The organism is Burkholderia sp. AU15512, assembly GCF_002223325.1.
In the GTDB taxonomy this organism is placed as follows: domain Bacteria; phylum Pseudomonadota; class Gammaproteobacteria; order Burkholderiales; family Burkholderiaceae; genus Burkholderia.
Genome location: NZ_NKEX01000002.1, coordinates 94405 through 118972, shown reverse-complemented (window position 1 = coordinate 118972; position 24568 = coordinate 94405). Strand labels below are relative to the sequence as shown.

Here is a 24568-nt window from a genome sequence, read left to right as displayed (position 1 = left end):
ATCGTTCGGCTGATCGGGAAGACCGATATGCCCGCGAATCCGGCGGCCGGTGACTTCCGAACCGAAAGGCCGGCGCTTCATGCTCGACACGACACCTGCCGCGTCTGGTGTCCTTCCGCAGCCCCTTCCACTACACTCGTGACGGAAACCGGCCAACCGTCGGCAGCCGACGCGCTTCGTCGCGGCCGCGCACCGTTCGTCGCAATGCGTGCGCAGTCGGCCCGCCCGGCAGTAAGGTCAAGACCATCAGCGCATCGCGCGCCATCCTCACCCGACATCATGCGAGCCACGTCCGACCCTTCGCCGATTTCGCCGCCACCCGCCAGCGCGGCGCCGCGATTGTTGCGCGATCCGGCCGCACTGCTCGCGTTCGCGTGCTTCAACTCGGTCGTCGGCCTGGGTTTCTGGGCGCTCCATTTCCAGGAACCGCTATTGCCCGACCTCGTCGTCGCCAACGCGATCGGTTTCTCCGCGCTGCTGCTCAGTCACGCCGCCGACTGGCTTCTGCCGCACAAGCCGGGGCTCGCACTCAAGGCCATCGTGATCACACCGGTCAGCGTGCTCATCGGTTTCGAGATCACGGCAGCGATCATCAGCGGGAACGTGCCGCACGTGTTCGGGCACGCCCGCATCGGCACGTGGGACAACTACGGGCCGTCGTTTCTCATCTCGGCGATCCTGTTCGTGTGCGTGTCGCTGTTCCTGCAGTCGATGCGCATGCGCGCGACGCTCGAGACCGAGCGCCGCGAAGCCGCCGAGGCGCGCCAGGCCGAGACGGCCGCGCGCCTGGCGCTGCTGCAGGCGCAGATCGAGCCGCACTTCCTGTTCAATACGCTCGCGAACGTGCAGAGCCTGATCGAGCGCGATCCGGCGCGCGCGTCGACGATGCTCGACAGCCTGAACCGCTACCTGCGTGCGAGCCTGCGACGCACGCGCGATGCGACGTCGACGCTCGGCGAGGAGCTCGAGCTCGTCGACGCGTTGCTGAAGATCGCGTCGATCCGGCTCGGCGAGCGGCTTTCCTATGCGATCGACGTGCCGGCGGATCTGCATGCGCTGCCGTTCTCGCCGCTGCTGCTGCAACCGCTCGTCGAGAATGCGCTGCTGCACGGGATCGAGCCGTCGATCGACGGCGGTGTGATCGTGATTCGCGGCAGGATGCGTGGCGACAGCCTGGAACTGAACGTGATCGATACGGGCGTCGGCCTCGGCAAAGGCAACTCGCGCCTGCACGGCGGCGTCGGGCTCGCCAACGTTGCGGCGCGCATCCGGACGCTGCACGGCGAGCGCGGTCGCGTCTCCGTCGAAACGAATGCCGCCGCCGCGCATGGCGTCACCGCTACCCTGCTGATTCCGATCGACTGACATGCCGACCGCCCTCATCGCCGACGACGAACCGAACCTGTCCGCGTCCCTCGCGCAGCGGCTGAATCAGCTCTGGCCCGAACTGGACATCGTCGCGATGCCGCGCAACGGCATCGAAACGCTGGCCGCGCTGAACGCGTCGCCGCGACCGGACATCGCGTTTCTGGATATTCGGATGCCCGGCATCGACGGGCTGAAGCTCGCGGCGCTGGCGCCCGACGTGCATGTCGTGTTCGTCACGGCCTACGACGAATACGCGGTCGACGCGTTCGATCGTGCGGCGGTCGACTATCTGCTGAAGCCGGTGACGGACGAGCGGCTGCTGCGCTGTATCGCGAAGCTGCAGCGCGGCGGGCCTGCGCTTGCGCAGGGCGATGCGCTCGCGCAGGCGGCGCAAGCGCGGGACGCGGCGCCGATCCGATGGCTGACGGTAGGCGTGAAGGATGCGACGCGGCTCGTCTCGGTCGACGACGTGCTGTACTTCCAGGCGTCGGAGAAATACACGGAAATCGTGACGGCCAGCGAACGGCTCGTGATTCGCACGCCGCTGAAGGAACTGATGCAGCGGCTCGATCCGGAGCGGTTCGCGCAGGTGCATCGCGGCGTGATCGTTGCGTACGCAGCGATCGATCGCGTCGAGCGAGACCTGTTGGGACGGTTGCGGATCCGCGTGCACGGGCAGCGGGAGATGCTGCCGGTCAGTCGTGCGTATGCGGGGTTGTTCAGGCAGATGTGACGGTATCTGCCTCCATGCGCTGCGCCCGGAGGGACGACACTGCCGCCATGCCGTTCGCCGGCGCACGGATCAATTACAGGCGTCGAGCCCGAGCACACCTGTTCGCAGCATCACACGTCCCTTGTCCTTGATGAACGACAGACTGTATGCGCGAATGCGCTGCCCGGCGACGCACTGGGCACGGCTTGTATCGATCGAGTAATTGAATTCGGAAACGCACTGCCCGACGGGGAACGTCGACGACGTACGCACGGCATCGGGGCTGTGGTCGCGTCCGGGATAGTACAGATAGGCCGCGTCATGCGCGTTCTTGAACGATCCGAACACGTCCAGATGCTGCGCAAGGAATGTGGCAACGGCGCGCGCCCGTGCCGGACCGCTCGTCGTGGCCGCAAGCGACCGCGATAGCTCCGTGATGTTCGTGCCGAGCGAAAACTTCGGCGCTGCATACGCGGCGAAACCGTCCGGCGACGGGAATGTCGCCCAGAAGTCGCGATCCATCTGCTGGACCTCGGCTTGCGTCAGGCAGTCTTGCGCCGACGGTTGGGAAAATGCGACAGCGCTGCCACCGGCCAGCACTGAAACCAGGACGGTGACGCACCACGTCTTAACGATCTGCATTTTTCTTTTTCTTGGCAAAGGTAATGTGAAACTCGTTATTGAGGTCTTGCGTTGTGCTCTTTTCGAGCTCGATGCCCTTGGCCAAACGGTCCTGCGCAAACTTCAGATAACTGGCGGGCACGAAGAACCCCTTCAGTTCGGAGGCCTTCTGCATACCGAAGTTGATCGCATCGCTCTGATTTCCGCCAAGCAGGATCGGTGCACCCGTGCTCGTCTGCGCATAGACGAAAGCTGCATGCCCGCCCTTCCGGTGCTTGTATATCGCAACGGCACCGAACACGGGTTTGTCGATTTTCACAAAATTCTTGCTGTGACGGAATGATTGAGAATCTGCCGGTGCAGAGGTCATCGGATACCCGGCCTGATGCAGACACCAGTTTGCAAATGACGCACACCAGGGGTTGCCGTCGCCGACCAGCGTCTTGAGATTGACGCCAACTTCCTCATGATAGTTGATCGTCTGCGTAATCACGTCCTCTTTCTGCCCGTGCCACAACTTGGCCTGTTCGATTGCATACGTCATCCACGGCGCCTCGCCCGAATCCGTGTTCAGCGTTGCAATCGGATGCCCCTGGCCTTGCTTGCTGCGATCGAGCGTGGTGTCGGGCTTGCCCGACTTGTTTGCCGTCGCGGGCGCCGCCGACGCGCCTTCCGCATCCGAACCCGTGACAGGTGCCGCGGCACGTCCCGGCTCGGTGTGTGTCGCGCCGACTCCCGTACTCGCCGCAGCAGGCGTGCCCGCCTTCGGACGATCCGTCGTGGTCGCAGGTGCCGCGACGCCCGGGGCCGGCTTCGCGATCTGGCTCAGGTCGACCTTCTGGCCGGCTGCGTCATCGGCCGTTTTGCCCGTGTCGCGTTTGCCACCGTCCGCGTGCGCCGGTGCGGAGTCGGACTTCGAATGTCCATGCGAGCGCGGCGCATGTTCGTCCGCCGGCTTCGTCATGTTGATGTACAGGTAATCGCCGGCAAAGATTCGCGTCGAATGAAGGTGATTGTCCTTCTGCAACTGCTCGACGCTTACTTTGAATTTCGCGGCGATCTTGCCAAGCGTGTCGTGCGAAACGATCTTGTAGCGGAAACCTGCCGGCTTGTCGTGGCGAACGGGGTCCTTCGCAAAGTGCGCACCGGTCGGCGCCGAGACCGTCAGCAGGTCGTGGAAAAACACGTAGGCCGACGATTTCGCCTGCGTCACGATCGTGCCGATCTCCTTCAGCTCCTCCGATCGCTCGATGAACAGCTTGAACTGCTCACCCGCCGCTTCGAACGGTAACAGCGGGAGTTGCCCCGTCCGATCGGTCTTCGTCGACAGGCTCTTGCCCTTGCTCTGCACGACGACCTTCTGGTCGGGAATCGGCTTTGCACCATCCGAAAGCGTCACCGTTGCCGTGCGAATCCACTGCTCATGTCGTGATTTGAGATAAGCGTTGAACCCTTCGTACTTCTCCATCGTCTTCATCATCGAATCGAGTTCGGCGTCGTTCATCGAATCGATCTTGCGCGTGCTGTCAAACCCTGTCCCGTGGCAGATGAACGCGATGTACTTCTCCGTATTGTTCTCCAATGGTGGCGCATAGACATACATCGCATCATGGATCGACATCGGATTGTATTTCCGGCGCAGCATCGCCTTCTTTTCCGCCAAACCGGTCTCGTAGTCGGGAAAGATCAAAAACTCGCCGCTCTTGGTGTCGCCGACACCGATGTGCGTCTTGATGATGCCGCCGTTCGGGTGCTTCTTGTAGTCGCGTGGCGGACGGATGTTGCCGGGGTTGTTGAATCGCCATGCAATCGCCCCGCCGCTGCGCAGCAGGATATCCCCGTTGTCAGCAACGTACTGGACGGTCAGCGTCGCCTTGTCGTGTGTCGCGGAAATGAACTTCGTCATGTCGGAATGCTCAAGATACCGAAATCAGTGCAGCGCCTTCGCCGTCTCCGACAGCGCGCGCTCGACCGTATAGTCCTGCTTCTCGGAATACTGCGCCTCCGCAACCGGAGCGAAGTAATAAGTCCACTCCACTTCGCCTCCGGCAAATAGACGGTAGGTTCTGGTGCTCACGGCACCGGGCTGGTTATAGCCGTGCGTAGCGTCCTTGTGCGCAGTCACCAGATAGACGTTCTTGCCTTTCACCGAGACCATCGCGTCGGTAATGATGTCGTCGCCGCCATTGAAGGTGCTGAACGACAGCTTGTAGTCGTTGAGCTTCTTCTTGTCGTTGACGATCGGGATCTGGTACAGCGTGTGGTCGCTGCTCTCCATGTAGAACGTGTAGTTCAGGTAGCGCAACCGGGCATTGTCGGCCAGCACGCCGGCAGTCAGCATCAGCACGCCATCCTTGACGTTCCAGCGAACGGCACCGCTCTCGTATTGTTCGGCATGCACGCTGCGCAGCGGCAGCGCGGCGACGACAAACGCAGCGGCCACCGTCGTCACGCTGCGCAGGAAACTGAACGATTTCATGGATTACTCTTCACCTTCGAGAATTCGGTTCATGACGGTCGCTGAAATCACGCCCGCGATATGGTCGGCGTCGACGAACTGCCCAGCCCGCTCCTCGATGCCGAGATGGAACGGGTCGTCGTCGGGAGACAACGCCCCGGATGCCGACTCGTCGTGTTCGTCGTGCAACAGCGGTTCGATCGTCACCGGATGCGGCTGCCAGGTGTCCGAACCGATCCGCAGCGTCAGCAGGTCGGGCTGGTCGAGAATCGCACGCGGCAGCCTGCCGTCCTCGGCGACCTGCCCTGCGTGAAGCACCTTGCCGGCGCTGTCAACGATCTGGAATGCCTTGCCGACCCAGCCGAAGTTTTCCGCCAGCAGGTCGGCGCCGATCGCGGCAAAGCGCAGGCTGTGCTTGCCAATCAATTCACCGGTCGGCAACGGCGGCAGCGGATACGACATGCTGGCCGGCCCGTTGAACAGGTGTTGCGCGCCCTTCACGTCGACCTTGCCTGGTGCGTGAATCTCGATGTTGCCGCCCTGGATGCGGATATACGCGCCGCCCGATGTCAGAACCAGCCCCTTGTCCGCGGCAACCTCGACCGTCGCAGTCGACGAAAGCACCTTGACGTCGCGCTGCGCCGTCAGCTCGATGTTGTCGGAGTGCGCCTGGATTTCCACCTTGCCCTTGCCCGAGAACAGCTTCATTCCCGCGTTCTGCACGAACAGGCTCAGTTTGTCGGCCACGCTCGCAATCAGCGATTTGCCCGCAGCGATGTGCGTATTCTGGCCGCTGACGAGATTGACGTGCTGATCGGCCGACACATGCGTGTTTTGCTGCGTCGACAGTGCGATGCCTGCCGGACTGCCGAACAGCATGACCGCTTCGTTGAATGCATTGGCACTCCCTGTCCCGCCTCCCGCCGTACGCCCGCCTGCCGCGCCGCCGGCGGTGTTTTCCTGCGTCGCATCGACGAACTTCTTCAACGCGTCGTAGCCCGACTTGAGCGTCTCGGCCCGATGCTGCTCGCTGACACCCGACAGCGCCTCGACCACGCTTTCCGCGTTGACGAGCTGCTGTTGCGTTTCGCGAACATCGAGTGGCTGGCTGTTCGCCTGCTTCGGGTGCGTCGTCACATACAGCCCCTGCCCCGCGCGCACGGCCCCGTGCGAATCGGTCTTCAGGTCAAAGCCGGTACCCAGGTATGCGCCGCGCGCGTTGCCGCTGTGATCGATCAGATATCCGAGATGCAGCAGCGAATTTGCGCTGCTGCTGTAAAGGCGCATGCGGTTCTGCCCGGTGGCGTCATCGAGAACCATCTCGTTGTAACCGGCACCCGAATACTCTTTCGACCGATAGCCGGACATGATGCCGTTGCTGTGCCATTGCGGCTTCACAGCGCCGTTATAGACGCGATGAAGAATAATTGGCCGATCGCAATCGCCGCCGATATAGCCAACCAGCACTTCCTCGCCGACGCGAGGAACATGCACGCTTCCGTAACCGCCGCCCGTGTCCGATTGGGCAACGCGAACCCAGCACGATGCACGTTCGTCGCCCTGGTTCTGTCGATCCCACACGAACATGACCTTGACCCGGTTCAGTTCGTCCGTGTGCACCTCTTCGCCCTTCGGACCGACGACAATCGCCGTCTCGAGCTCCATCTGCGGCTTCTTGTGATCGAGCGGGCTGCGGTACGGTACGGTGGTCCGCTGCGCTTCGATCTCGACGAGATGGAAACCCGCTGAACCGTCGGCGTGCGCCACCGCGAACGCCCCGGCGTCCGCATACGCAACCTTCACCTGTGCCAGCCGGTCGCGCAATCCGTGCGGAAATCCGGCTTCGTGGGCAGACACCGGAAGATTGTTCTCGATGTATCGCCAGACCTTTATGGCCGCGAATTCGCGCTCGCTTTCCGGGTCGTGATCGTGCTCCGGATGATTGTCCAGTACGAAGCGCTGGCCGGCATCGACGCCGCGCAACCCGCCGACGCCGAAGAAGCGTTTCGCGCGCGATTCCCATTCCTCGAGGCGGATTTTCGACAACTGCTCGCCGCGACGCTGATCCTGATACGTATAGGCGCCCGTATATTCGTAGACTTCCGCCTGCTCGGGAATGCTTCCCTGATCGCTGCGAGTGGGCAACGTCGTCCCGTTGGGGTTGAAGGGCGTCGACGGCGACTTGTAATCGAACGTCCGCGTCGTATGTACAGCGCTTTGAAGCGTTCGCGACCCGGACCACTGCGTCAATGCATCGGTTTCGCTGCGCGTTCCAGAACGGTAGAACTTCGCGTGCCGCGAAGATGCGTCATCGAGCGAATGTATGCCATCGGTGATGACGAGCGTGTGCGACTTGCCGTCCTTGCCCTGCTGCCAGAAGCCGAACAGGCCTTCATCCTCCATCAGCCGGTGGACGAAATTCCAGTCGGTCTCGCTTTGACGGCAGTACGACCGCGACCGGAGCGGTCGCGACAACGCAAACTGGAAATGGCCCCGCGCCTGCGGATGCTGGTTGAACACATCGGCAATGATTTGGTCAACCGGCTGGTCCTGCCAGTACCGCATATCGCTGCGGAATTTCAGGAAATGCATCCACGGCCCGTACGTCAGCTGATAGGTCGTGAGACTTCCGTCGGCGCCAAGGCGTCTAGCCGTGTGGATATAGCCGTTGATGGGCAGATATGATTTATCCGCCTGCTGGATCCACAGCGTCATCGACTGTGCGATCAGTGTCTTGAGTTCGATGTTGCCGGATGCCGACACCACGTCTAGCGTCACGCTGAAATCACGCCCCAACTCGGAACAGGTCACAGCGCGACGCGGCACGATTGCATTCGACGGCAACGACGGAATATCCGTCTTGATCAGTCGGTCCTGCTGAATCAGGCCGCCGCGAATAGCCTGGACCAGCTCGATCATGTTCATGATTTACCCGTATCGCTTTTGTTATGCGAGCCGACACTTCTCCTCTCTCATGGAGTTGACCCCGCTCTCGAATCGCTGGCGATTCTACCGGTTTTCGTCCGAAGGTTTGTGTCAAAAAAGGCAATTGAAATAGATGCCCGCTACAAACTTACAAATACACATAAAAACGAAAGAATTAAGAAGGCGTATTGAAATATATGGTAGCTTTTACCTGACTGACTCATGCTCGCCTCCGCTGATTCATGGGCAAATCCAATGTATCCGCAACAATCGGACGGGCGCATTTGCGGCCCCACCGTCGTTTCGTTACCGATGCGGCCATTCGACGGAAAGTCGCTCCACGCGACGCGTACCGCGAGCCGTACCTGCCCGTCTGACAGGCTCGCGAGAAGTGCAGTGCTGCGATGCGGATACGTGTTGAGAGCCTGGAACGTCGAATGGTGAACGGTGAACGACATTCGCCCCTGAAGAGCTACCGCCTGCGGCCCAGACCTGCAAGCCCTAGCTGCGAAAATTTGTCGATCGTGCCGGCAAATGTCGAGGGGACGGACTACGTGTCGCATCTTGGGCGAACGACAATCCATCCAGTCGGAAGAGCGTTGCAACGAGCTACCCGACGCCACCGATCGCCTCGCGCACGCGCGTACATGCTCACAGCGTTTACCGCGACAAGCCGTCACCTATCGTCCGGCATCGGGACGCCCATTCACACTCGGCCGATGCCAGGTTTCATCGTTGAGTTCACCGCTACTGAAGGAACAATTCGAACGCGCAACCCCAGGCCCGCCCCCAATACAGCCCGTCAGTAATTCATGATATTCATACAATCCAATCAAACCACCAACCGATACGAATTTCCGGGAAATATCAGATGCGAATTTTTAAAAATCCAATAAATTAAACAATATCCCAAAAAATTCCCACCAAAAATCCTGACAACAATTTCAGCCATCTCTGCACCTCGAACCGCTCCAGGGCTGAGTTCCTTATTTCGCCATTTAGCTTCGATTCCAGATATTTCGCAGGCGTCATCGTCATGATGGTCGATACAACAAACACCGGGTTTACTACCAAGCACGGCGCTATCAACAGTCGGTTCATCCAGTCTCCTGCGCCCAATTCGCCATAAGGCATATGTGCTGATAAAGCACTCAAGCCGCACATGATACCCATGGTGACAATTCGCCGCAGGACATGAGAGATCAACTCGGATTTAACTGGCCCGATCGTTATAAGAGTCTCACTAGGACCAAGCAACGAATTTAAAAATTCCCCCCAAAGAAATCAGCACGAATATCCGATGCGCGCTGCCAAACAGGTCCCAGGCAAAGAAAACCTGAATACGACAAAGGGCGACGCAAACGTCGCGCCGCCCTTTGTTGTGAAATGTGTTGCGAGGATGTAGTCGACTCTCACGAAGCCGGCAACATTCGCCCACGAACGTGCCGCTACATTCGATGCCGAAACGATGAACCGGGCTACATGTCGCCGCACGGAACCAGCGACAACGCGCGAGCCGGGAAAGTGAACGCAGAAACGACAAAGGGCCGGGAGGCAAAACCTCCCGGCCCTTCGTTCAATTTGGTGCCGGCTGCAGGACTCGAACCCGCCACCTGATGATTACAAATCAACTGCTCTACCAGATGAGCTAAGCCGGCGTAGCGCGAGATTCTACCTCATTTCACGATCTTGAGGCGAGGTCTGCTGCCACCTTTTGAACCGTCGCCATCGCCGTCGGTTTTCGGCGGTTCGTCGGCGCCTTCGGAGGGTTCCTCGTTCGCGCCGCTGTCGGCCACCGGCGTCAATACGGCAGGCGATTCGTCGCGCTGCGCCTCATCCGCCTCCACGGCTTCATCATCGAACGCACCCGAATCCGCGCCTTCACCCGCAACCGCATCGACCTGGAACGCCATGCCCTGCCCGTTCTCGCGCGCATAGATCGCGAGCACGTTGGCAACCGGAATCTCGATCTTGTGCGCCTTCCCGGAGAACCGGGCCGTGAACTCGATCCACTCGTTGCCCATCTGCAACTGGCTCGTCGCCTCGAAGCTGATGTTGAGCACGATCTCGCCGTCACGCACGAACTGACGCGGTACGCGCGTCGAGTTGTCGACCCTCACCGCGATATGCGGCGTGTAACCGTTATCGGTGCACCACTCGTACAACGCGCGCAGCAGATAAGGCTTCGTTGAAATCTCTTGCATCACAATCCTCGAACCCGGAGCGGGGGCGCGGCACGCCGCGCCGCCCTCTCCGTCATGCACTCATTGCACCATCAACGACGCATGACCTTTTCGGACGGCGTCAGTGCTTCGATGTAGGCCGGACGGCTGAAGATCCGCTCGGCGTACTTCATCAGCGGCGCCGCGTTCTTCGACAGCTCGATGCCGTAGTGATCCAGACGCCACAGCAGCGGTGCGATCGCGACGTCGAGCATCGAGAACTCCTCGCCGAGCATGTACTTGTTCTTCACGAAGATCGGCGCGAGCTGCGTCAGGCGATCGCGGATCGCGAGGCGTGCCTTCTCGTGGTTCTTCTCCGCTGCCTTGCCCTTCTCGTTCTCGAGCGTGCTGACGTGGACGAACAGTTCCTTCTCGAAGTTGAGCAGGAACAGGCGTGCACGTGCGCGCTGCACGGGGTCGGCCGGCATCAGTTGCGGATGCGGGAAGCGCTCGTCGATGTACTCGTTGATGATGTTCGATTCGTACAGGATCAGGTCGCGCTCGACCAGGATCGGCACCTGACCGTACGGGTTCATCACCGAAATGTCTTCCGGCTTGTTGAACAGGTCGACGTCACGGATTTCGAAGTCCATGCCCTTCTCGAACAGCACCAGCCGGCAACGCTGGGAGAACGGGCAAGTTGTGCCGGAATACAGAACCATCATGTTTGCGTTTCCTCAAAAAAGCCGAGGGCCGGCACGCGGCGAACCCCTTCCGGGGTTCCACCTTGCGCCGGCCCCACGCCGGTCAGGCGTGATTACTTGATATCTTTCCAGTACGCGGCATTGAGCCGCCAGGCCAGGAAAGTCAGGACACCGAGAAAGATCAGCACCCATACGCCGAGGCGTTTGCGGGTCTGCTGAGCCGGCTCGGACATCCAGGTCATGTACGCCACCAGGTCGGCAACCGCAGAATCATAATCCACCGCGGACAGTGTCCCCGGTGTGACCTGCTGGAAGCCGACGAGCGTATGGACCTTCTCGCCCGTCTCCTCGTCCGTCTTGTCTTCGAATTTGGCGGTGCGCTGCCCCTGCAGCTGCCACAGTACATGAGGCATGCCGACGTTCTCGAACACCGCGTTGTTCCAGCCGCTCGGCCGTGTATCGTCGCGGTAGAAGCTCCGCAGATACGTATACAGCCAGTCGCGGCCGCGCGCACGCTCCTCGACCGACAGGTCGGGCGGCGAGGTGCCGAGCCAGTTCTTCGCGTCTTCGGGCCGCATCGCGACGGACATCGTGTTGCCGACCTTGTCGGTCGTGAACAGGAGATTCTTTTCGATCTCCTTCTGGGATATGCCCAGATCCGTCAGACGGTTGTAGCGCATCAGGTTCGCGCTGTGGCAGTTCAGGCAATAGTTTACAAACAATTGCGCGCCGTGCTGAAGCGAAACGAGATTTTCCGTGTTATCGGGCGCCCGGTCGAGCGGAAAATTACCCTCCGCCCGAACCGCCGGCGCCGCCAGCAGCGCACACGCGGTCGCCCCGATCAGCGCGAGTGTCGAAAGCAGTTTCTTCATGTCGTTCTCTCCTCGCTCACGTTAATGGGGCTTGAAGCGCACCCGCTCCGGCGGCTGCTTGAACGTGCCAAGCGGCGTCCAGACGGGCATGCCGAGGAAGAACGCGAAGTAGATCAGCGCACAGGCCTGCGCGATCAGCGTCGAGGCCGGCGATGGCGGCCGCGTGCCGAGGAACCCGAGGGTCAGGAACGCCACGACGAAGATCCCGAGGAACACCTTGTGGAATAGCGGCCGGTAGCGGATCGACTTCACCGGGCTGCGGTCGAGCCACGGCAGGAAGAACAGCGAGACCACCGCGGAACCCATCACGACGACGCCCCAGAACTTCGACTCCGTCAGGTACATGAACACGACGATCGCCGCGGCCAGCACCGGCAGGCCGACCTTCCACTTGCCGCGCGCGCGGATCAGCGCGAGCACGCCGAGCAGCGCGATCACGATCATCAGGACGATCTTGAACGGGTCGGTGGTCGCGCGCAGCATCGCGTAGAACGCGGTGAAGTACCAGACCGGCGCGATCTCGGGCGGCGTCTGCAGCGGGTTCGCCGGGACGAAGTTGTTCGCCTCGAGGAAGTAGCCGCCCATCTCCGGCGAGAAGAACACGATCAGCGCGAACACCATCAGGAACCCGCACACGCCGAGGAAATCGTGCACCGAGTAGTACGGATGGAACGGGATGCCGTCGAGCGGCACGCCGTTCTCGTCCTTCTTCGCCTTGATCTCGATGCCGTCCGGGTTGTTCGAACCCACTTCGTGCAGCGCGACGAGGTGCGCGATCACGAGGCCGACCAGCACGAGCGGAATCGCGATCACGTGGAACGCGAAGAAGCGGTTCAGCGTGACGTCCGACACGACGTAGTCGCCGCGAATCCACAGCGACAGGTCGGGGCCGACGAACGGGATCGCCGAGAACAGGTTCACGATCACCTGCGCGCCCCAGAACGACATCTGGCCCCACGGCAGCAGGTAGCCGAAGAACGCCTCGGCCATCAGGCACAGGAAGATCGCGCAGCCGAAGATCCACACGAGTTCGCGCGGCTTGCGGTATGACCCGTAGAGCAGCCCGCGGAACATGTGCAGGTAGACGACCACGAAGAACATCGACGCGCCCGTGGAGTGCATGTAGCGGATCAGCCAGCCCCACGGCACCTCGCGCATGATGTACTCGACCGACGCGAACGCGAGCGTCGAGTCGGGCTTGTAGTTCATCGTCAGGAAGATGCCGGTGACGATCTGGTTGACCAGCACCAGCAGCGCGAGGGAGCCGAAGAAGTACCAGAAGTTGAAGTTCTTCGGCGCGTAGTACTCGGAAACGTGCTTCTTCCAGGTGGACGTGAGCGGGAAGCGCTGATCGATCCAGCCGGTGAGACCTGTCGTGGAGACTTCCTTGTTGTCGGCCATCACGCTTCTCCTTTCTCGTCCTTGCCGATCACGAGGGTCGTTGCCGACGTGAACATGTAGGGCGGGATGTCGAGATTCTGAGGCGCCGGTTTGTTCTTGAACACACGGCCGGCGAGGTCGTAGGTCGAACCATGGCACGGGCAGAGGAAACCGCCCGGCCAGTCGTCCGGCAGGTTCGGCTGCGGACCCGGCGTGAAGCGTTGGCTTGGCGTGCAGCCGAGGTGCGTACACACGGCCATCACGACGAGAATGTTCTTGCGATCGGCCCGCGCGCGATATTCGTTCGCGCAATACGCGGGCAACGGCATCGTATAGGGCTTTTCGGTGGTCGGATCGGCCACTTCCTTGTCGGCCTTGACCACGTCGGCCAGCATCGCGTCGGTGCGGTTCAGGATCCACACCGGCTTGCCGCGCCACGGCACGGTCACCATTTCACCGGGCTTCAGCCCGCTGATGTCGACTTCGACCGGTGCACCGGCCGCTTTCGCTTTCGCGGACGGCGCAAGCGACGCCGCGAAAGGTATGACGGTGGCTACGCCTCCCACGCCACCTGCTACGGATGTCGCAATCAGCCAGGTACGGCGGCCGCTGTCGACGCGTTTCTCTTCCTTGTCTCGCATCACACGCCCCACTTCTGAGTTGGATTTTCCGTCACGACTTTTCATTCCGCCGCTAGTTTGCGCGAATGGAGTCGCCATTTACAAGGCCCGGAGATGAAAATCCCTTCGAAGTGATTGATAGTTAAGGGTTTTCCCCCACTATCGGAGCGATTAAATCATTTCACTTTTAAGCATCCGCTACATTGCGAAATTTCGATGCGCTGCCGCAAATCCGGCATTCAGACCGGGTTATGGATATCGATAAAAAGGTGTTCGATATCGAATTCTTCGGACAAGTGGGCGCCAAGTGCCTGGATTCCGTAGCGCTCGGTCGCATGGTGCCCTGCCGCAACGAACGCGACACCGCTCTCGGCAGCCGTGTGCGTCACGTATTCGGACACCTCGCCCGTCAGGAACACGTCCGCGCCGGCGTCGATCGCCGCGTCGAAATAGCTCTGCGCGGCGCCCGTGCACCACGCGATGCGGCGCAGCTGCATGTCCGGATCGCCGAGCACGAGCGGCGTGCGGCCGAGCGTGCGCTCGACCTTCGCGACGAAGTGCTCGAGCGTGACGGGCATCGGCAGCGTCGCCATCCAGCCGAGGTCGCCTTCGCCGAACCGCTGCTCGCCGATCAGGCCGAGCCGGTCGCCGAGCTGCGCGTTGTTGCCGAATTCGGGATGCGCGTCGAGCGGCAGGTGGAACGCGAACAGATTCAGGTCGTTCGCGAGCAGCAGCTTCAGGCGCTGATACCTGCGGCCCGTGATCTGCGGGGGCTCGTTGCGCCAGAAATAGCCGTGATGGACCAGCACGGCATCCGCCCCCCATTCGAGCGCGGCTTCGAGAAACGCGACCGACGCCGTCACGCCGGTAGCGATCTTGTCGATCTTGCGGCGCCCCTCGACCTGGAGGCCATTCGGGCAATAGTCCTTGAAGCGCGCGGTTTCAAGGGTATTGTTCAAGTACAATTCAAGTTCGATCCGATCCATATAAACCTCTAATCCATTCAGATGCTTAGACGCTTCTGGCTGTTCTTCGCGCAGGCGGTTACCGTGCTGCTCGCGCTGATGTTCATCGTCGTGACGCTCAAGCCGCAATGGCTGCAACGGCAAGGACAGCTCGGCAAGCAGCTCGCCACGCCGATCGTCGCGCTGCGGGAAGTCGCGCCGGGCATCGGCGGCGCACCGGCGACCACGTCGTACGCCGAAGCCGCGCAAAAGGCGATGCCGGCCGTCGTCAACGTGTTCTCCAGCAAGGACGGCTCGCTGCCGCCCGACCCGCGCGCGAAAGATCCGCTGTTCCGCTACTTCTTCGGCGACCGCAACGCCCGCAAGCAGCAGGACGAACCGGCCGCCAACCTTGGCTCGGGCGTTATCGTGAGCCCTGAAGGTTACATTCTAACGAACCAGCACGTCGTGGACGGCGCCGACCAGATCGAAGTCGCGCTCGCCGACGGGCGCACGGGCACCGCGAAGGTGATCGGCAGCGATCCCGAAACCGATCTCGCCGTGCTGAAAATCAACATGACGAACCTGCCGACGATCACGCTCGGCCGCTCCGACCAGTCGCGGGTCGGCGACGTCGTGCTCGCGATCGGCAACCCGTTCGGCGTCGGCCAGACGGTCACGATGGGGATCATCAGCGCGCTGGGCCGCAACCACCTCGGCATCAACACGTTCGAAAACTTCATCCAGACCGATGCGCCGATCAACCCCGGCAACTCGGGCGGCGCGCTGGTCGACGTGAACGGCAACCTGCTCGGCATCAACACCGCGATCTACTCGCGTTCGGGCGGCTCGCTCGGCATCGGCTTCGCGATCCCCGTATCGACCGCGCGCACGGTGCTGGAAAGCATCATCACGACGGGCTCGGTCACGCGCGGCTGGATCGGCGTCGAGCCGCAAGACGTCACGCCGGAGATCGCCGAGTCGTTCGGGCTGACGCAGAAATCGGGCGCGATCGTCGCCGGCGTGCTGCAGGGCGGCCCGGCCGACAAGGCCGGCATCAAGCCGGGCGACATCCTGATCTCGGTCAATGGCGACGAGATCACCGACACCACGAAGCTGCTGAACACCGTCGCGCAAATCAAGCCCGGCACGGCGACCAAGGTGCACGTCGTGCGCAAGGGCAAGGCGTTCGACCTGAACGTGGTGATCGGCAAGCGCCCGCCGCCGCCGAAGCAGGCGCTCGACGAGCAGGACAGCGATACCGAGTGACGTCGGGCGAGCGGCGCACCGCCGCATGCCCGGACACCGTCGGGGAATGACAAAGGGCAGCCGGTTGGCTGCCCTTTTGCTTTGTATCGAAAGACCCGTGTTGCCGGGCAGATGGCCCCGCCCTCCGCTTTCCGACCGACTACGCTACCGGGTTTCGCTCAAGCCCGGCGCCCGGAAGTCCGGCCACCGACGCGCCGCCCGGCGCGTTGCCGTCAACTGGCGGCTTCGCCGTTCTCCGCCTCGCCTTCCTCGGCGGGCTTCTTCGGCACGAAGAACCGCGCCGCCAGCAGCCCGATCTCGAACAGCACGACCAGCGGCAAGGCGAGCATCAGTTGCGAGAACACGTCCGGCGGTGTGACGACCGCCGCGACGACGAACGCGCCGACGATCACGTACGGACGCATCTCCTTCAGCTTCTTCAGCGACAGCACGCCCATCCGGACGAGCAGCACGACGACGATCGGCACCTCGAACGTGACCCCGAACGCGATGAACATCCCGAGCACGAAGCTCAGGTAGTTGTCGATGTCGGTGGTCATTTCCGCGCCGAGCGGCGCGTTGTAGTGCGCCATCACGCGGAAGATCGTCGGAAACACGAGGAAGTACGCAAATGCCATCCCGCACAGGAACAGCAGGTAGCTGCTGCCGACGAGCGGCGCGACGAGCTTCTTCTCGTGCTGGTACAGCCCGGGCGCGACGAACGCCCAGATCTGGTACAGCACGATCGGCAGCGCGATCACGAGCGCGACGAGCATCGTGACCTTCATCGGCACGAAGAACGAGCCGGTGACGTCGGTGACGATCATCTTGCCGTCCTTCGGCAGGTTCTCCATCAGCGGCCGCGCGAGCAGCCGGAAGATGTCGGGCGCCCAGTAGACGAGCCCGAGGAACACGACGATCACGGCCGCGCCCGCGCGAATGATGCGATCGCGAAGCTCGACGAGATGGGAAATGAAGGTTTCTTCCGGGGCGTCGCCCGGGTTCTGCTGGGGGTCGCTCACACCGGCCCTCGGTAGGATTGACGAGCGAGCATGCGCTCGGCTCAGAAGAAGCGCGTCGGCCGGCGCAGGCTGGCCGGCTGGTGACGCGCGACACGCGCGGCGCCCGACTGCACGTGGGTACGGCGGGTGGTCGCGCGCTTGTACCAGGCAGGCGCAGCCGCCTGCTTGACGCGCCAGTTGCGGCGCTTCGGCGCGAGCGCGGCCGAACTGCCGCGCCACGACGGCATGGCGGGCGTATCGGAACCCGTCGAACCGGCGTCGCCCGCCGCTTCGTTGAGACCGCCGACCGCGGAATGCCACGTGTCGTTCAGGTCCTTCTCGTGCTCACGCAGGTTGTCGTGAATCGTCGTCTCGACATTGCGCGCGGCCGACTCGAAATCGGTCTTCATCGTGCGCAACGCGTCGAGTTCGATTTCGCGCGAGACCTCGGCCTTCACGTCGTTGATGTACCGCTGCGCACGGCCGAACAGCGCGCCTGCCGTGCGCGCAACGCGCGGCAGGCGCTCGGGGCCGAGCACCACGAGCGCGACGACGCCGATCAGCGCCATCTTCGAAAGACCGAGATCCAGCATCGCGAATGCCTGTCAGCGTACCGGCGTTACGCCTTGTTCGAGTCGGAACGCGTCGTTTCCTTCGCGTTGACGTCGACCGAGCCCGAGCGCGGCAGTTGCTGCGCGTCCGCCGGTGCTTCGCCGTCCTTCATGCCGTCCTTGAAACCCTTCACGGCGCTGCCGAGATCGTTGCCGATGTTGCGCAGCTTCTTCGTACCGAAAACCAGCGCGACGATCAGCAGCACGATCAGCCAGTGCCAAATGCTCAATCCACCCATGATGAAACCTCTCCTCAACCACGCCGCGATGCGGCGTAAATCGCCGGCAACGCGCCGGCTTCGACCATCGATGCGGGGAAACGCCCCGCGCCGTCAACCCATCCGCTGCCAGGGGCGCGGGCCGGCCAGGATATGCGCGTGCAGGTGGTAGACCTCCTGCCCGCCGCCCGGGCCCGTGTTGATCACCGTACGGAAACCGGTTTCGCCGCCCGTATACGCGACGCCGAGCTGGCCGGCGAGACGCGAGACGAGCAGCATCAGCCGGCCGAGCATCGGTGCATCGGCGTCGCTCGCCGCCGACAGCGTCGGCAGATGCTGGCGCGGAATCACGAGCACGTGGGTCTCGGCCGCCGGGCGGATGTCGCGGAACGCGACGAATTCGTCATCCTCGTGCACCTTCGTGCTCGGGATCTCGCCTGCCGCGATCTTGCAGAACAGGCAATTCGGATCGTGACTCATGTTGCTCCTGCAGACGCCCGAGCGCGGCCGGTCAGAACCAGGCCTGCGGATCGAGCGGCTTGTTGTCGTTCAGGTACAGCCAACCCTTGATGATACGGTACAGCGTCCAGATCCATGTGACAAACATCACTGCGAATCCGACCACCACGAACATCAGCGCGAACCCGATCACATACGCGATCAGCGCGCGCCAGAACGTGCGGATCTGCCACTCGAAGTGGGCCGCATACGGCGTGCCGGCCACATCGTCGCGCTTCACGTAGTTGATGATGATCGCGATGATGCCCGTGACGCCGCCCGTCAGCCAATGAAACGCATAGAGGCCGTAGAGCACGTGAGTCAGCGTGCGCAGCCCGTTCAGGCGCTCGGCGTCCGCGGCCCCCGGCACCGACGGCGGCGGAAACTGGCTTGGCGTATCGGTCATGATGCTACCCCCGTTAGATGACAATTCTTACAGCTTACCGCACTGTGGCCATCCCGCGACAAGGGCCTGTCAACCGCCGTTTTCCTCGCGCTCGCGACGCTTGCGCAGGGCCTTCTCCTCGATACCCGACAGACCTTCGCGGCGCTCGAGCTCGGCGATCACGTCGGCCGGGCTCAGGTCGAAATGCGACAGCATCACGAGGCAGTGGAACCACAGGTCGGCCACCTCGCCGACGAGCGCGGTCGGCGCGCCGCCCTGGCGCACGTCCTTCGCGGCCAGCACGACTTCCGTCGCCTCTTCGCCGATCTTCTTCAGCACCGCGTCGTCGCCCTTGTGGAACAGGCGCGATACGTACGATTGATCGGGATCGCCGCCCTTGCGGCTATCGATCACGGCCGCGAGGCGCAGCAGCGTGTCTTCGGTCGATTGCGTCATTTGTAGATGTGTTCGGGATCTTTCAGCACCGGTTCGACCGCGACCCAATCGCCGCTGTCGACGGTGCCTTCGAATTTCTGGAAGAAGCACGAATGCCGGCCAGTGTGGCACGCGATGCCGGACACCTGCTCGACCTTCAGCAGCACGACGTCCTCGTCGCAGTCGAGCCGTATCTCGTGCACGTGCTGCACGTGGCCCGACTCCTCGCCCTTGAACCACAGGCGCTTGCGCGAGCGCGAATAGTAGACCGCGCGCTGCGTCTCGATCGTCTTCGCCAGTGCCTCGCGGTTCATCCACGCGAACATCAGCACGTCGTTCGTCGACGCTTCCTGCGCGATCACCGGCACGAGGCCGTTGTCGTCCCAGCGGACCTTGTCGAGCCACGCGGGCAATGCATTCGTTTCCGTATTCATCACAGCCTCACCGGGATGCCTTGGTCGGCCATGAAGCGCTTCGCCTCGCCGACCGTGTGCTCGCCGTAGTGGAAGATACTCGCGGCCAGCACCGCGTCGGCGCGGCCGTCCTTGATGCCGTCGGCCAGGTGCTGCAGCGAACCGACGCCGCCCGATGCGATCACCGGCACCGGCACCGCGTCCGACACGCCGCGCGTGAGCGCGAGGTCGAAGCCCGACTTGGTGCCGTCGCGGTCCATGCTCGTGAGCAGGATCTCGCCCGCGCCGAGCTCGGCCATCTTGCGCGCCCATTCGATCGCGTCGAGGCCCGTATTCTTGCGGCCGCCGTGCGTAAAGACTTCCCAGCGCGGCGTCTCGCCATCGGCCGACACGCGCTTCGCGTCGATCGCGACGACGATGCACTGCGAGCCGTACTTGTCGGCCGCGTCGCGCACGAGCTGCGGGTTCGCGACCGCCGACGAATTCATGCTGACCTTGTCCGCGCCCGCGTTCAGCAGGCGCCGCACGTCCTCGACGGCGCGCACGCCGCCGCCGACGGTCAGCGGAATGAAGACCTGCGACGCGACGGCTTCGATGATCGGCAGGATCAGGTCGCGCTGGTCGGACGTCGCGGTGATGTCGAGGAACGTCAGTTCGTCGGCGCCCTGGTCGTCGTAGCGGCGTGCGATCTCGACAGGATCGCCGGCGTCGCGCAGCTCGACGAAGTTGACGCCCTTGACGACACGCCCGGCAGTCACGTCCAGGCAGGGGATGATGCGTTTAGCTAGAGCCATGATGTTGCGCCAAATGCCGCGATGGGACGGCCGGTTGCGGAAAGCCTCGCGCGAGGCTTCCGGTCGGGGCCGCCTGCAGGCAGCCCCGGCGAGCGGGACAACCGCGTTTATGCGTTGTCGAGTTCGCCGTTCAGTTCGTCCGCGCGCCTTTGCGCGGCCGCGAAATCGAGATCGCCGGAGTAGATCGCACGGCCGCAGATCACGCCTTCGACGCCGTGCTCCTCGACTTCGCACAGGTTCTCGATGTCCGTGAGGTTCGACAGGCCGCCGCTGGCGATCACGGGGATGCCGACTGCCTGCGCGAGCTTCACGGTCGCCTCGATGTTGATGCCCTGCAGCATCCCGTCGCGGCCGATGTCCGTGTAGACGATCGATTCGACGCCGTAGTCCTCGAACTTGCGCGCAAGGTCGATCACTTCGTGGCCGGTCAGCTTGCTCCAGCCGTCGGTCGCGACCTTGCCGTCCTTCGCATCCAGGCCGACGATGATGTTGCCGGAGAACGCGGTGCACGCGTCCTGCAGGAAGCCGGGGTTCTTCACGGCGGCCGTACCGATGATCACGTACGACAGGCCGGCGTCGAGATACTTCTCGATCGTCTCGAGGCTGCGGATGCCGCCGCCGAGCTGGACGGGAATTTCATCGCCGACCTCGTCGAGGATCGCTTCGATCGCCTCGAGATTCTTCGGCTTGCCGGCGAACGCGCCGTTCAGGTCGACGAGATGGAGCCGCCGGGCGCCGAGATCGACCCACTTGCGGGCCATCGCCGCCGGGTCCTCGGAAAAAATCGTGGCCTGGTCCATATCGCCCTGTTTGAGGCGCACACACTGACCGTCTTTGAGGTCGATGGCCGGAATCAGCAACATAGCAATCGGGTGTCGTCGTGGAAAAAGAAAAGAATCCGGCGCGTACCGGCCAATCCGGTACCGCGCCGTCTCGCTAGTTTAGTACAACTCTTTCGGCGCTTAGGCGCGAGCGCGCCGTGCGACAGGCCGTTCGGCCAGATCGACTGTGGCTCGCGCACCACGTTTCACGGTTTCCAGTGTACGAAGTTGCGATACAGACGCAATCCGACCTCCGCGCTTTTCTCCGGGTGGAATTGGGTCGCGAAGAGGTTGTCCCGCGCGACCGCGGACGTAAACGGCGCGCCGTAGGCCGTTTCGCCAACCGTATGCGCCGGGTTGTCCGGCGTCACGTAATAACTGTGCACGAAGTAGAAATACGCGTCGTCGGGCACGCCGTCCCACAGCGGGTGCGGCTGCGCCTGGCGCACGCGGTTCCAGCCCATCTGCGGCACCTTGAAGCGCGAGCCGTCGTCCTGCAGCCGGCCGTCGAGCGCGAAACGCACGACCTTGCCGGGCAACAGGCCGAGGCCCTTCGTGTCGCCTTCCGCGCTCCAGTCGAACAGCATCTGCTCGCCGACGCACACGCCGAGCAGCGGCTTGGTGCGCGAGGCCTCGATCACGGCCTCCTGCAGGCCCGACTCGCCGAGGCTGCGCATGCAGTCGGGCATCGCGCCCTGGCCGGGCAGCACGACACGGTCGGCCGCGCGGATCGCGGCCGGCGTGTCGACGATCGCCACGTCGGCGGCCGGTTCGGCCTTCTTGAGCGCCTGCGCGACCGAGCGCAGGTTGCCCATCCCATAATCCACAATCGCAATCGAAGTTTTCATCTCAGTGCAGGCAGTAGCGCCCTCAGTCCATTGACGATGAATTCCACCGCCAGCGCCGACAGCATCAGACCCATCAGCCGCGTGGCGATGTTGATGCCCGTGCGGCCGATCCAGTTCGCGATCGGCTCGGCGAGCCGCATCGCGACGAAACACAGAAAAGCCAGGACCGCGCCGATCGCGACCAGCCCGGCCCGCTCATACCAGTGATGCGAGTTCGCCGCATAGATGATCACCGTGCTGATCGAGCCGGGGCCCGTGAGCAGCGGAATCGCCAGCGGCACGACCGCGATGTTGTCCTTCAGCTCGGCCTCGTGGCGCTCCTCCGGCGTCGATCGCGTGTTGCCGATCTGCGCGTTCAGCATGTTGATCGCCATCAGCAGCATGATGATCCCGCCGCCCACTTCGAGCGACCCGACCGAAATGCCGAAGAAGTCGATGATCTGCTGCCCGAGCAGCGTCGTCACCGTGATCACGCAGAACACCGACACCGACGCGATCCGGATCGTGCGCCGCCGCTCGGCATCCGTCTGCTGCGCCGTCAGGCTCAGGAAGAACGGCACCGCGCCGACCGGGTTGATCAGCGCCAGCAGCGATATGAACGATTTGAGCAGATCCATCGCAAGCCGGCGCCGCGCGCCGAAGCCGTGAGGTTGTCCTTGACGCGCCGTCCGGTCAGTTCAGGTTCAGAGACTGCCCTTCGTCGACGGAATCTGCCCCGCCGCACGCTCGTCCAGCTCCACCGCCGCGCGCAGCGCGCGGCCGAAGGCCTTGAACACCGTTTCGAGCTGATGGTGCGCGTTGATCCCGCGCAGGTTGTCGATGTGCAGCGTGACGCCCGCGTGGTTCACGAAACCGCGGAAGAATTCGATCGACAGGTCGACGTCGAACGTGCCGATCCGCGCCCGCGTGAACGGCACGTGGAATTCGAGGCCCGGCCGGCCGGAGAAGTCGATCACGACGCGCGACAGCGCCTCGTCGAGCGGCACGTACGAATGCCCGTAGCGGCGGATGCCCTTGCGGTCGCCGATCGCCTTCGCGACGGCCTGACCGAGCGTGATGCCGACATCCTCGACCGTGTGGTGGTCGTCGATATGCGTATCGCCATGCGCTTCAACCTCGAGATCGACCAGACCGTGTCGAGCGATCTGATCGAGCATATGGTCGAGGAACGGCACGCCGGTGGCCAGCTTCTGCTGGCCCGTGCCGTCGAGATTGAGCTTCACACGGATCTGCGTTTCGCTGGTATTGCGAACGACTTCCGCCACACGCATGGCAATTCCTTGACTGAGTCGATGTAAATGGGGATTGATCGTTTCGCGCTGCGGCGCCCAGAGGCTCAACCGGGCAGCGCGAGTTTCAAAGCGGCCAGCAGGCGCGCGTTTTCGTCGGGAGAACCGACGGTCAGCCGCACGCATTCAGCCAGCAACGGATGCATTTTACTCACGTTTTTGACCAACACCCGCTCGGTGAGCAGCGCGTCGAACACGGCGGCCGCGTCCGGCACGCGCACCAGCAGGAAATTGCCGGCGCTCGGGAACACCGTCGTGCCCGGCAGCGCGGCCACTTCCCGTGCGAGACGCGTGCGTTCCGCCCGCAGGTCGGCCGCCTGCGCGTCCAGCACGTCGAGGTGGTCGAGCAGGAAATCGGCGGTCGCCTGGGTCAGCACGTTGATGTTGTACGGCGGGCGCACCTTGTCGAATTCGGTCAACCACGCGGGCGAACCGACCAGATAGCCGAGGCGGATGCCCGCGAGGCCGAGCTTCGACACCGTGCGCATCACGACGACGTTGTCGAACTCGGCGGCGCGCGGCAGCCACGAGCGCACGGCGAACGGCTGGTACGCCTCGTCGATCACGACCAGGCTGTGCCGCGCGGCCGCGACGATCCGTTCGATATCGGCATCGTCGTACAGCGTGCCGGTCGGGTTGTTCGGGTACGCGAGATAGACGAGCGCCGGACGATGCTCGGCAACAGCCGCGAGCATCGCGTCGACGTCGAGCGTCAGGTCGGCCTTCAGCGGCACGCCGACGAATTCGAGCTGCGCGAGCTTTGCGGACAGTTCGTACATCACGAAGCCCGGCACCGGCGCGAGCACCTTCGCGCCCGGCTTCGCACAGGCCATCGACATCATGCTGATGATTTCGTCCGAGCCGTTGCCGAGCAGCACGTCGCAGCCGGCCGGCACGCCCATCGCATGGCGCAGCTTGTCGAGCAGCGCGGCCGGGCGCGGCGCCGGGTAGCGGTTCAGCGCGACCTGCGCGAGACGCTCCCCGAGCGCCGCGGCGAGCGGTTCGGGCAGCGGGTACGGGTTCTCCATCGCGTCGAGTTTCACGAACCCGCTCGCGTCCGGCACCGGGTAGCTCGTCATCGCGAGCACGTCGCGGCGGATGATGTCTTGTGGCGTCGTCATGGTCTCAAGCCGGCGTACGTCGCGCCGGCGTCAATAAGTCGGCAAAGCGGCGGCTGCCGCCCTGCACAGGTGTCTCCCGCCCCGACCGTCGGGGGCCGGCCGGGCGGCACATCGGCGCCG

Annotated in this window: 27 protein-coding genes and 1 tRNA gene; 3 read left to right on the top strand and 25 right to left on the bottom strand. The window is 63.2% G+C overall.

Annotation, left to right across the window (positions count from 1 at the left end):
- Nucleotides 1-342: 342 nt before the first annotated feature.
- Nucleotides 343-1365: a sensor histidine kinase gene (locus CFB43_RS02060; RefSeq protein ID WP_373452524.1), complete on the top strand. Its 1023-nt coding sequence runs from the start codon at nucleotides 343-345 to the stop codon at nucleotides 1363-1365.
- A gap of 1 nt (nucleotide 1366) precedes the next feature.
- Entirely contained in the window at nucleotides 1367-2101 is a 735-nt protein-coding gene (locus CFB43_RS02055) for a LytR/AlgR family response regulator transcription factor (protein ID WP_089493982.1), read from the top strand.
- 69 nt (nucleotides 2102-2170) lie between these two features.
- On the opposite strand, the gene CFB43_RS02050 is transcribed toward CFB43_RS02055, so the two are convergent.
- The 12 genes from CFB43_RS02050 to CFB43_RS02000 form a co-directional block, all read right to left on the bottom strand.
- The gene (locus CFB43_RS02050) at nucleotides 2171-2680 is read right to left on the bottom strand and encodes a hypothetical protein (protein WP_256989899.1); all 510 of its coding nucleotides are present in this window, start codon (nucleotides 2678-2680) and stop codon (nucleotides 2171-2173) included.
- 28 nt (nucleotides 2681-2708) lie between these two features.
- Nucleotides 2709-4607 carry a TIGR02594 family protein gene (locus CFB43_RS02045; protein WP_089493981.1) on the bottom strand — a complete coding sequence of 633 codons (1899 nt, stop codon included), beginning with the start codon at nucleotides 4605-4607 and terminating at the stop codon, nucleotides 2709-2711.
- A 24-nt stretch (nucleotides 4608-4631) separates the two neighbouring features.
- Nucleotides 4632-5180, bottom strand: coding sequence for a hypothetical protein (locus CFB43_RS02040; protein ID WP_226207853.1), 549 nt, complete (start codon nucleotides 5178-5180; stop codon nucleotides 4632-4634).
- Nucleotides 5181-5183: 3 nt separating this feature from the next.
- On the bottom strand, nucleotides 5184-8084 hold the full coding sequence (locus tag CFB43_RS02035; protein WP_089493980.1) for a type VI secretion system Vgr family protein: 2901 nt from the start codon (nucleotides 8082-8084) through the stop codon (nucleotides 5184-5186).
- An 897-nt stretch (nucleotides 8085-8981) separates the two neighbouring features.
- Nucleotides 8982-9185, bottom strand: a complete 204-nt coding sequence (locus CFB43_RS37515) for a hypothetical protein (protein WP_144023030.1) — start codon at nucleotides 9183-9185, stop codon at nucleotides 8982-8984.
- A gap of 481 nt (nucleotides 9186-9666) precedes the next feature.
- Nucleotides 9667-9742: transfer RNA gene (locus tag CFB43_RS02030), tRNA-Thr, on the bottom strand.
- An 18-nt stretch (nucleotides 9743-9760) separates the two neighbouring features.
- A complete protein-coding gene (locus CFB43_RS02025; protein WP_089493979.1) occupies nucleotides 9761-10288 on the bottom strand; it encodes a ClpXP protease specificity-enhancing factor in 528 nt (175 codons plus the stop codon).
- A 71-nt stretch (nucleotides 10289-10359) separates the two neighbouring features.
- Complete coding sequence (locus CFB43_RS02020) at nucleotides 10360-10971, bottom strand: glutathione S-transferase N-terminal domain-containing protein (RefSeq protein WP_006400565.1); 612 nt, start codon at nucleotides 10969-10971, stop codon at nucleotides 10360-10362.
- 92 nt (nucleotides 10972-11063) lie between these two features.
- Entirely contained in the window at nucleotides 11064-11822 is a 759-nt protein-coding gene (locus tag CFB43_RS02015) for a cytochrome c1 (protein WP_071335456.1), read from the bottom strand.
- A 21-nt stretch (nucleotides 11823-11843) separates the two neighbouring features.
- Nucleotides 11844-13226, bottom strand: a complete 1383-nt coding sequence (locus tag CFB43_RS02010) for a cytochrome b (protein ID WP_089493978.1) — start codon at nucleotides 13224-13226, stop codon at nucleotides 11844-11846.
- Nucleotides 13223-13843: a ubiquinol-cytochrome c reductase iron-sulfur subunit gene (petA, locus tag CFB43_RS02005; protein ID WP_039366620.1), complete on the bottom strand. Its 621-nt coding sequence runs from the start codon at nucleotides 13841-13843 to the stop codon at nucleotides 13223-13225. Before petA ends, CFB43_RS02010 begins: the two co-directional genes overlap by 4 nt.
- Before the next feature lie 218 nt (nucleotides 13844-14061).
- Nucleotides 14062-14808 (bottom strand): Nif3-like dinuclear metal center hexameric protein, encoded by a 747-nt coding sequence (locus CFB43_RS02000; RefSeq protein WP_089439076.1) that lies wholly within the window; start codon nucleotides 14806-14808, stop codon nucleotides 14062-14064.
- 21 nt (nucleotides 14809-14829) lie between these two features.
- Here CFB43_RS02000 and CFB43_RS01995 point away from each other — a divergent pair, with 21 nt between their 5' ends.
- Nucleotides 14830-16035, top strand: a complete 1206-nt coding sequence (locus tag CFB43_RS01995; RefSeq protein ID WP_089493977.1) for a Do family serine endopeptidase — start codon at nucleotides 14830-14832, stop codon at nucleotides 16033-16035.
- A gap of 212 nt (nucleotides 16036-16247) precedes the next feature.
- On the opposite strand, the gene tatC is transcribed toward CFB43_RS01995, so the two are convergent.
- The 13 genes from tatC to hisC all read right to left on the bottom strand — a co-directional run bounded on the left by tatC (nucleotide 16248) and on the right by hisC (nucleotide 24448).
- Complete coding sequence (gene tatC, locus CFB43_RS01990; protein ID WP_046544799.1) at nucleotides 16248-17036, bottom strand: twin-arginine translocase subunit TatC; 789 nt, start codon at nucleotides 17034-17036, stop codon at nucleotides 16248-16250.
- Nucleotides 17037-17077: 41 nt separating this feature from the next.
- The gene (gene tatB, locus CFB43_RS01985; RefSeq protein ID WP_089493976.1) at nucleotides 17078-17608 is read right to left on the bottom strand and encodes a Sec-independent protein translocase protein TatB; all 531 of its coding nucleotides are present in this window, start codon (nucleotides 17606-17608) and stop codon (nucleotides 17078-17080) included.
- A 26-nt stretch (nucleotides 17609-17634) separates the two neighbouring features.
- Nucleotides 17635-17865 carry a Sec-independent protein translocase subunit TatA gene (tatA, locus tag CFB43_RS01980; protein ID WP_021161850.1) on the bottom strand — a complete coding sequence of 77 codons (231 nt, stop codon included), beginning with the start codon at nucleotides 17863-17865 and terminating at the stop codon, nucleotides 17635-17637.
- A gap of 93 nt (nucleotides 17866-17958) precedes the next feature.
- Nucleotides 17959-18324: a histidine triad nucleotide-binding protein gene (locus CFB43_RS01975; RefSeq protein ID WP_059491979.1), complete on the bottom strand. Its 366-nt coding sequence runs from the start codon at nucleotides 18322-18324 to the stop codon at nucleotides 17959-17961.
- A gap of 31 nt (nucleotides 18325-18355) precedes the next feature.
- On the bottom strand, nucleotides 18356-18748 hold the full coding sequence (locus CFB43_RS01970; protein ID WP_046544796.1) for a DUF4870 family protein: 393 nt from the start codon (nucleotides 18746-18748) through the stop codon (nucleotides 18356-18358).
- A gap of 69 nt (nucleotides 18749-18817) precedes the next feature.
- The gene (locus CFB43_RS01965) at nucleotides 18818-19183 is read right to left on the bottom strand and encodes a phosphoribosyl-ATP diphosphatase (protein WP_006485344.1); all 366 of its coding nucleotides are present in this window, start codon (nucleotides 19181-19183) and stop codon (nucleotides 18818-18820) included.
- Nucleotides 19180-19596 carry a phosphoribosyl-AMP cyclohydrolase gene (gene hisI, locus CFB43_RS01960; RefSeq protein ID WP_089493975.1) on the bottom strand — a complete coding sequence of 139 codons (417 nt, stop codon included), beginning with the start codon at nucleotides 19594-19596 and terminating at the stop codon, nucleotides 19180-19182. The genes CFB43_RS01965 and hisI overlap by 4 nt, the downstream gene beginning before the upstream one ends.
- A complete protein-coding gene (hisF, locus tag CFB43_RS01955) occupies nucleotides 19596-20369 on the bottom strand; it encodes an imidazole glycerol phosphate synthase subunit HisF (protein ID WP_011350732.1) in 774 nt (257 codons plus the stop codon). Before hisF ends, hisI begins: the two co-directional genes overlap by 1 nt.
- 107 nt (nucleotides 20370-20476) lie before the next feature.
- The gene (hisA, locus tag CFB43_RS01950; protein WP_089472032.1) at nucleotides 20477-21232 is read right to left on the bottom strand and encodes a 1-(5-phosphoribosyl)-5-[(5-phosphoribosylamino)methylideneamino]imidazole-4-carboxamide isomerase; all 756 of its coding nucleotides are present in this window, start codon (nucleotides 21230-21232) and stop codon (nucleotides 20477-20479) included.
- 164 nt (nucleotides 21233-21396) lie between these two features.
- Complete coding sequence (gene hisH / locus CFB43_RS01945; protein WP_089424337.1) at nucleotides 21397-22038, bottom strand: imidazole glycerol phosphate synthase subunit HisH; 642 nt, start codon at nucleotides 22036-22038, stop codon at nucleotides 21397-21399.
- Entirely contained in the window at nucleotides 22035-22655 is a 621-nt protein-coding gene (locus CFB43_RS01940) for a YchE family NAAT transporter (protein WP_039366649.1), read from the bottom strand. Before CFB43_RS01940 ends, hisH begins: the two co-directional genes overlap by 4 nt.
- A gap of 66 nt (nucleotides 22656-22721) precedes the next feature.
- Nucleotides 22722-23309 carry an imidazoleglycerol-phosphate dehydratase HisB gene (gene hisB / locus CFB43_RS01935; RefSeq protein ID WP_011350728.1) on the bottom strand — a complete coding sequence of 196 codons (588 nt, stop codon included), beginning with the start codon at nucleotides 23307-23309 and terminating at the stop codon, nucleotides 22722-22724.
- Between the two features lie 65 nt (nucleotides 23310-23374).
- Complete coding sequence (hisC, locus tag CFB43_RS01930) at nucleotides 23375-24448, bottom strand: histidinol-phosphate transaminase (protein ID WP_089493974.1); 1074 nt, start codon at nucleotides 24446-24448, stop codon at nucleotides 23375-23377.
- Between the last annotated feature and the right edge of the window lie 120 nt (nucleotides 24449-24568).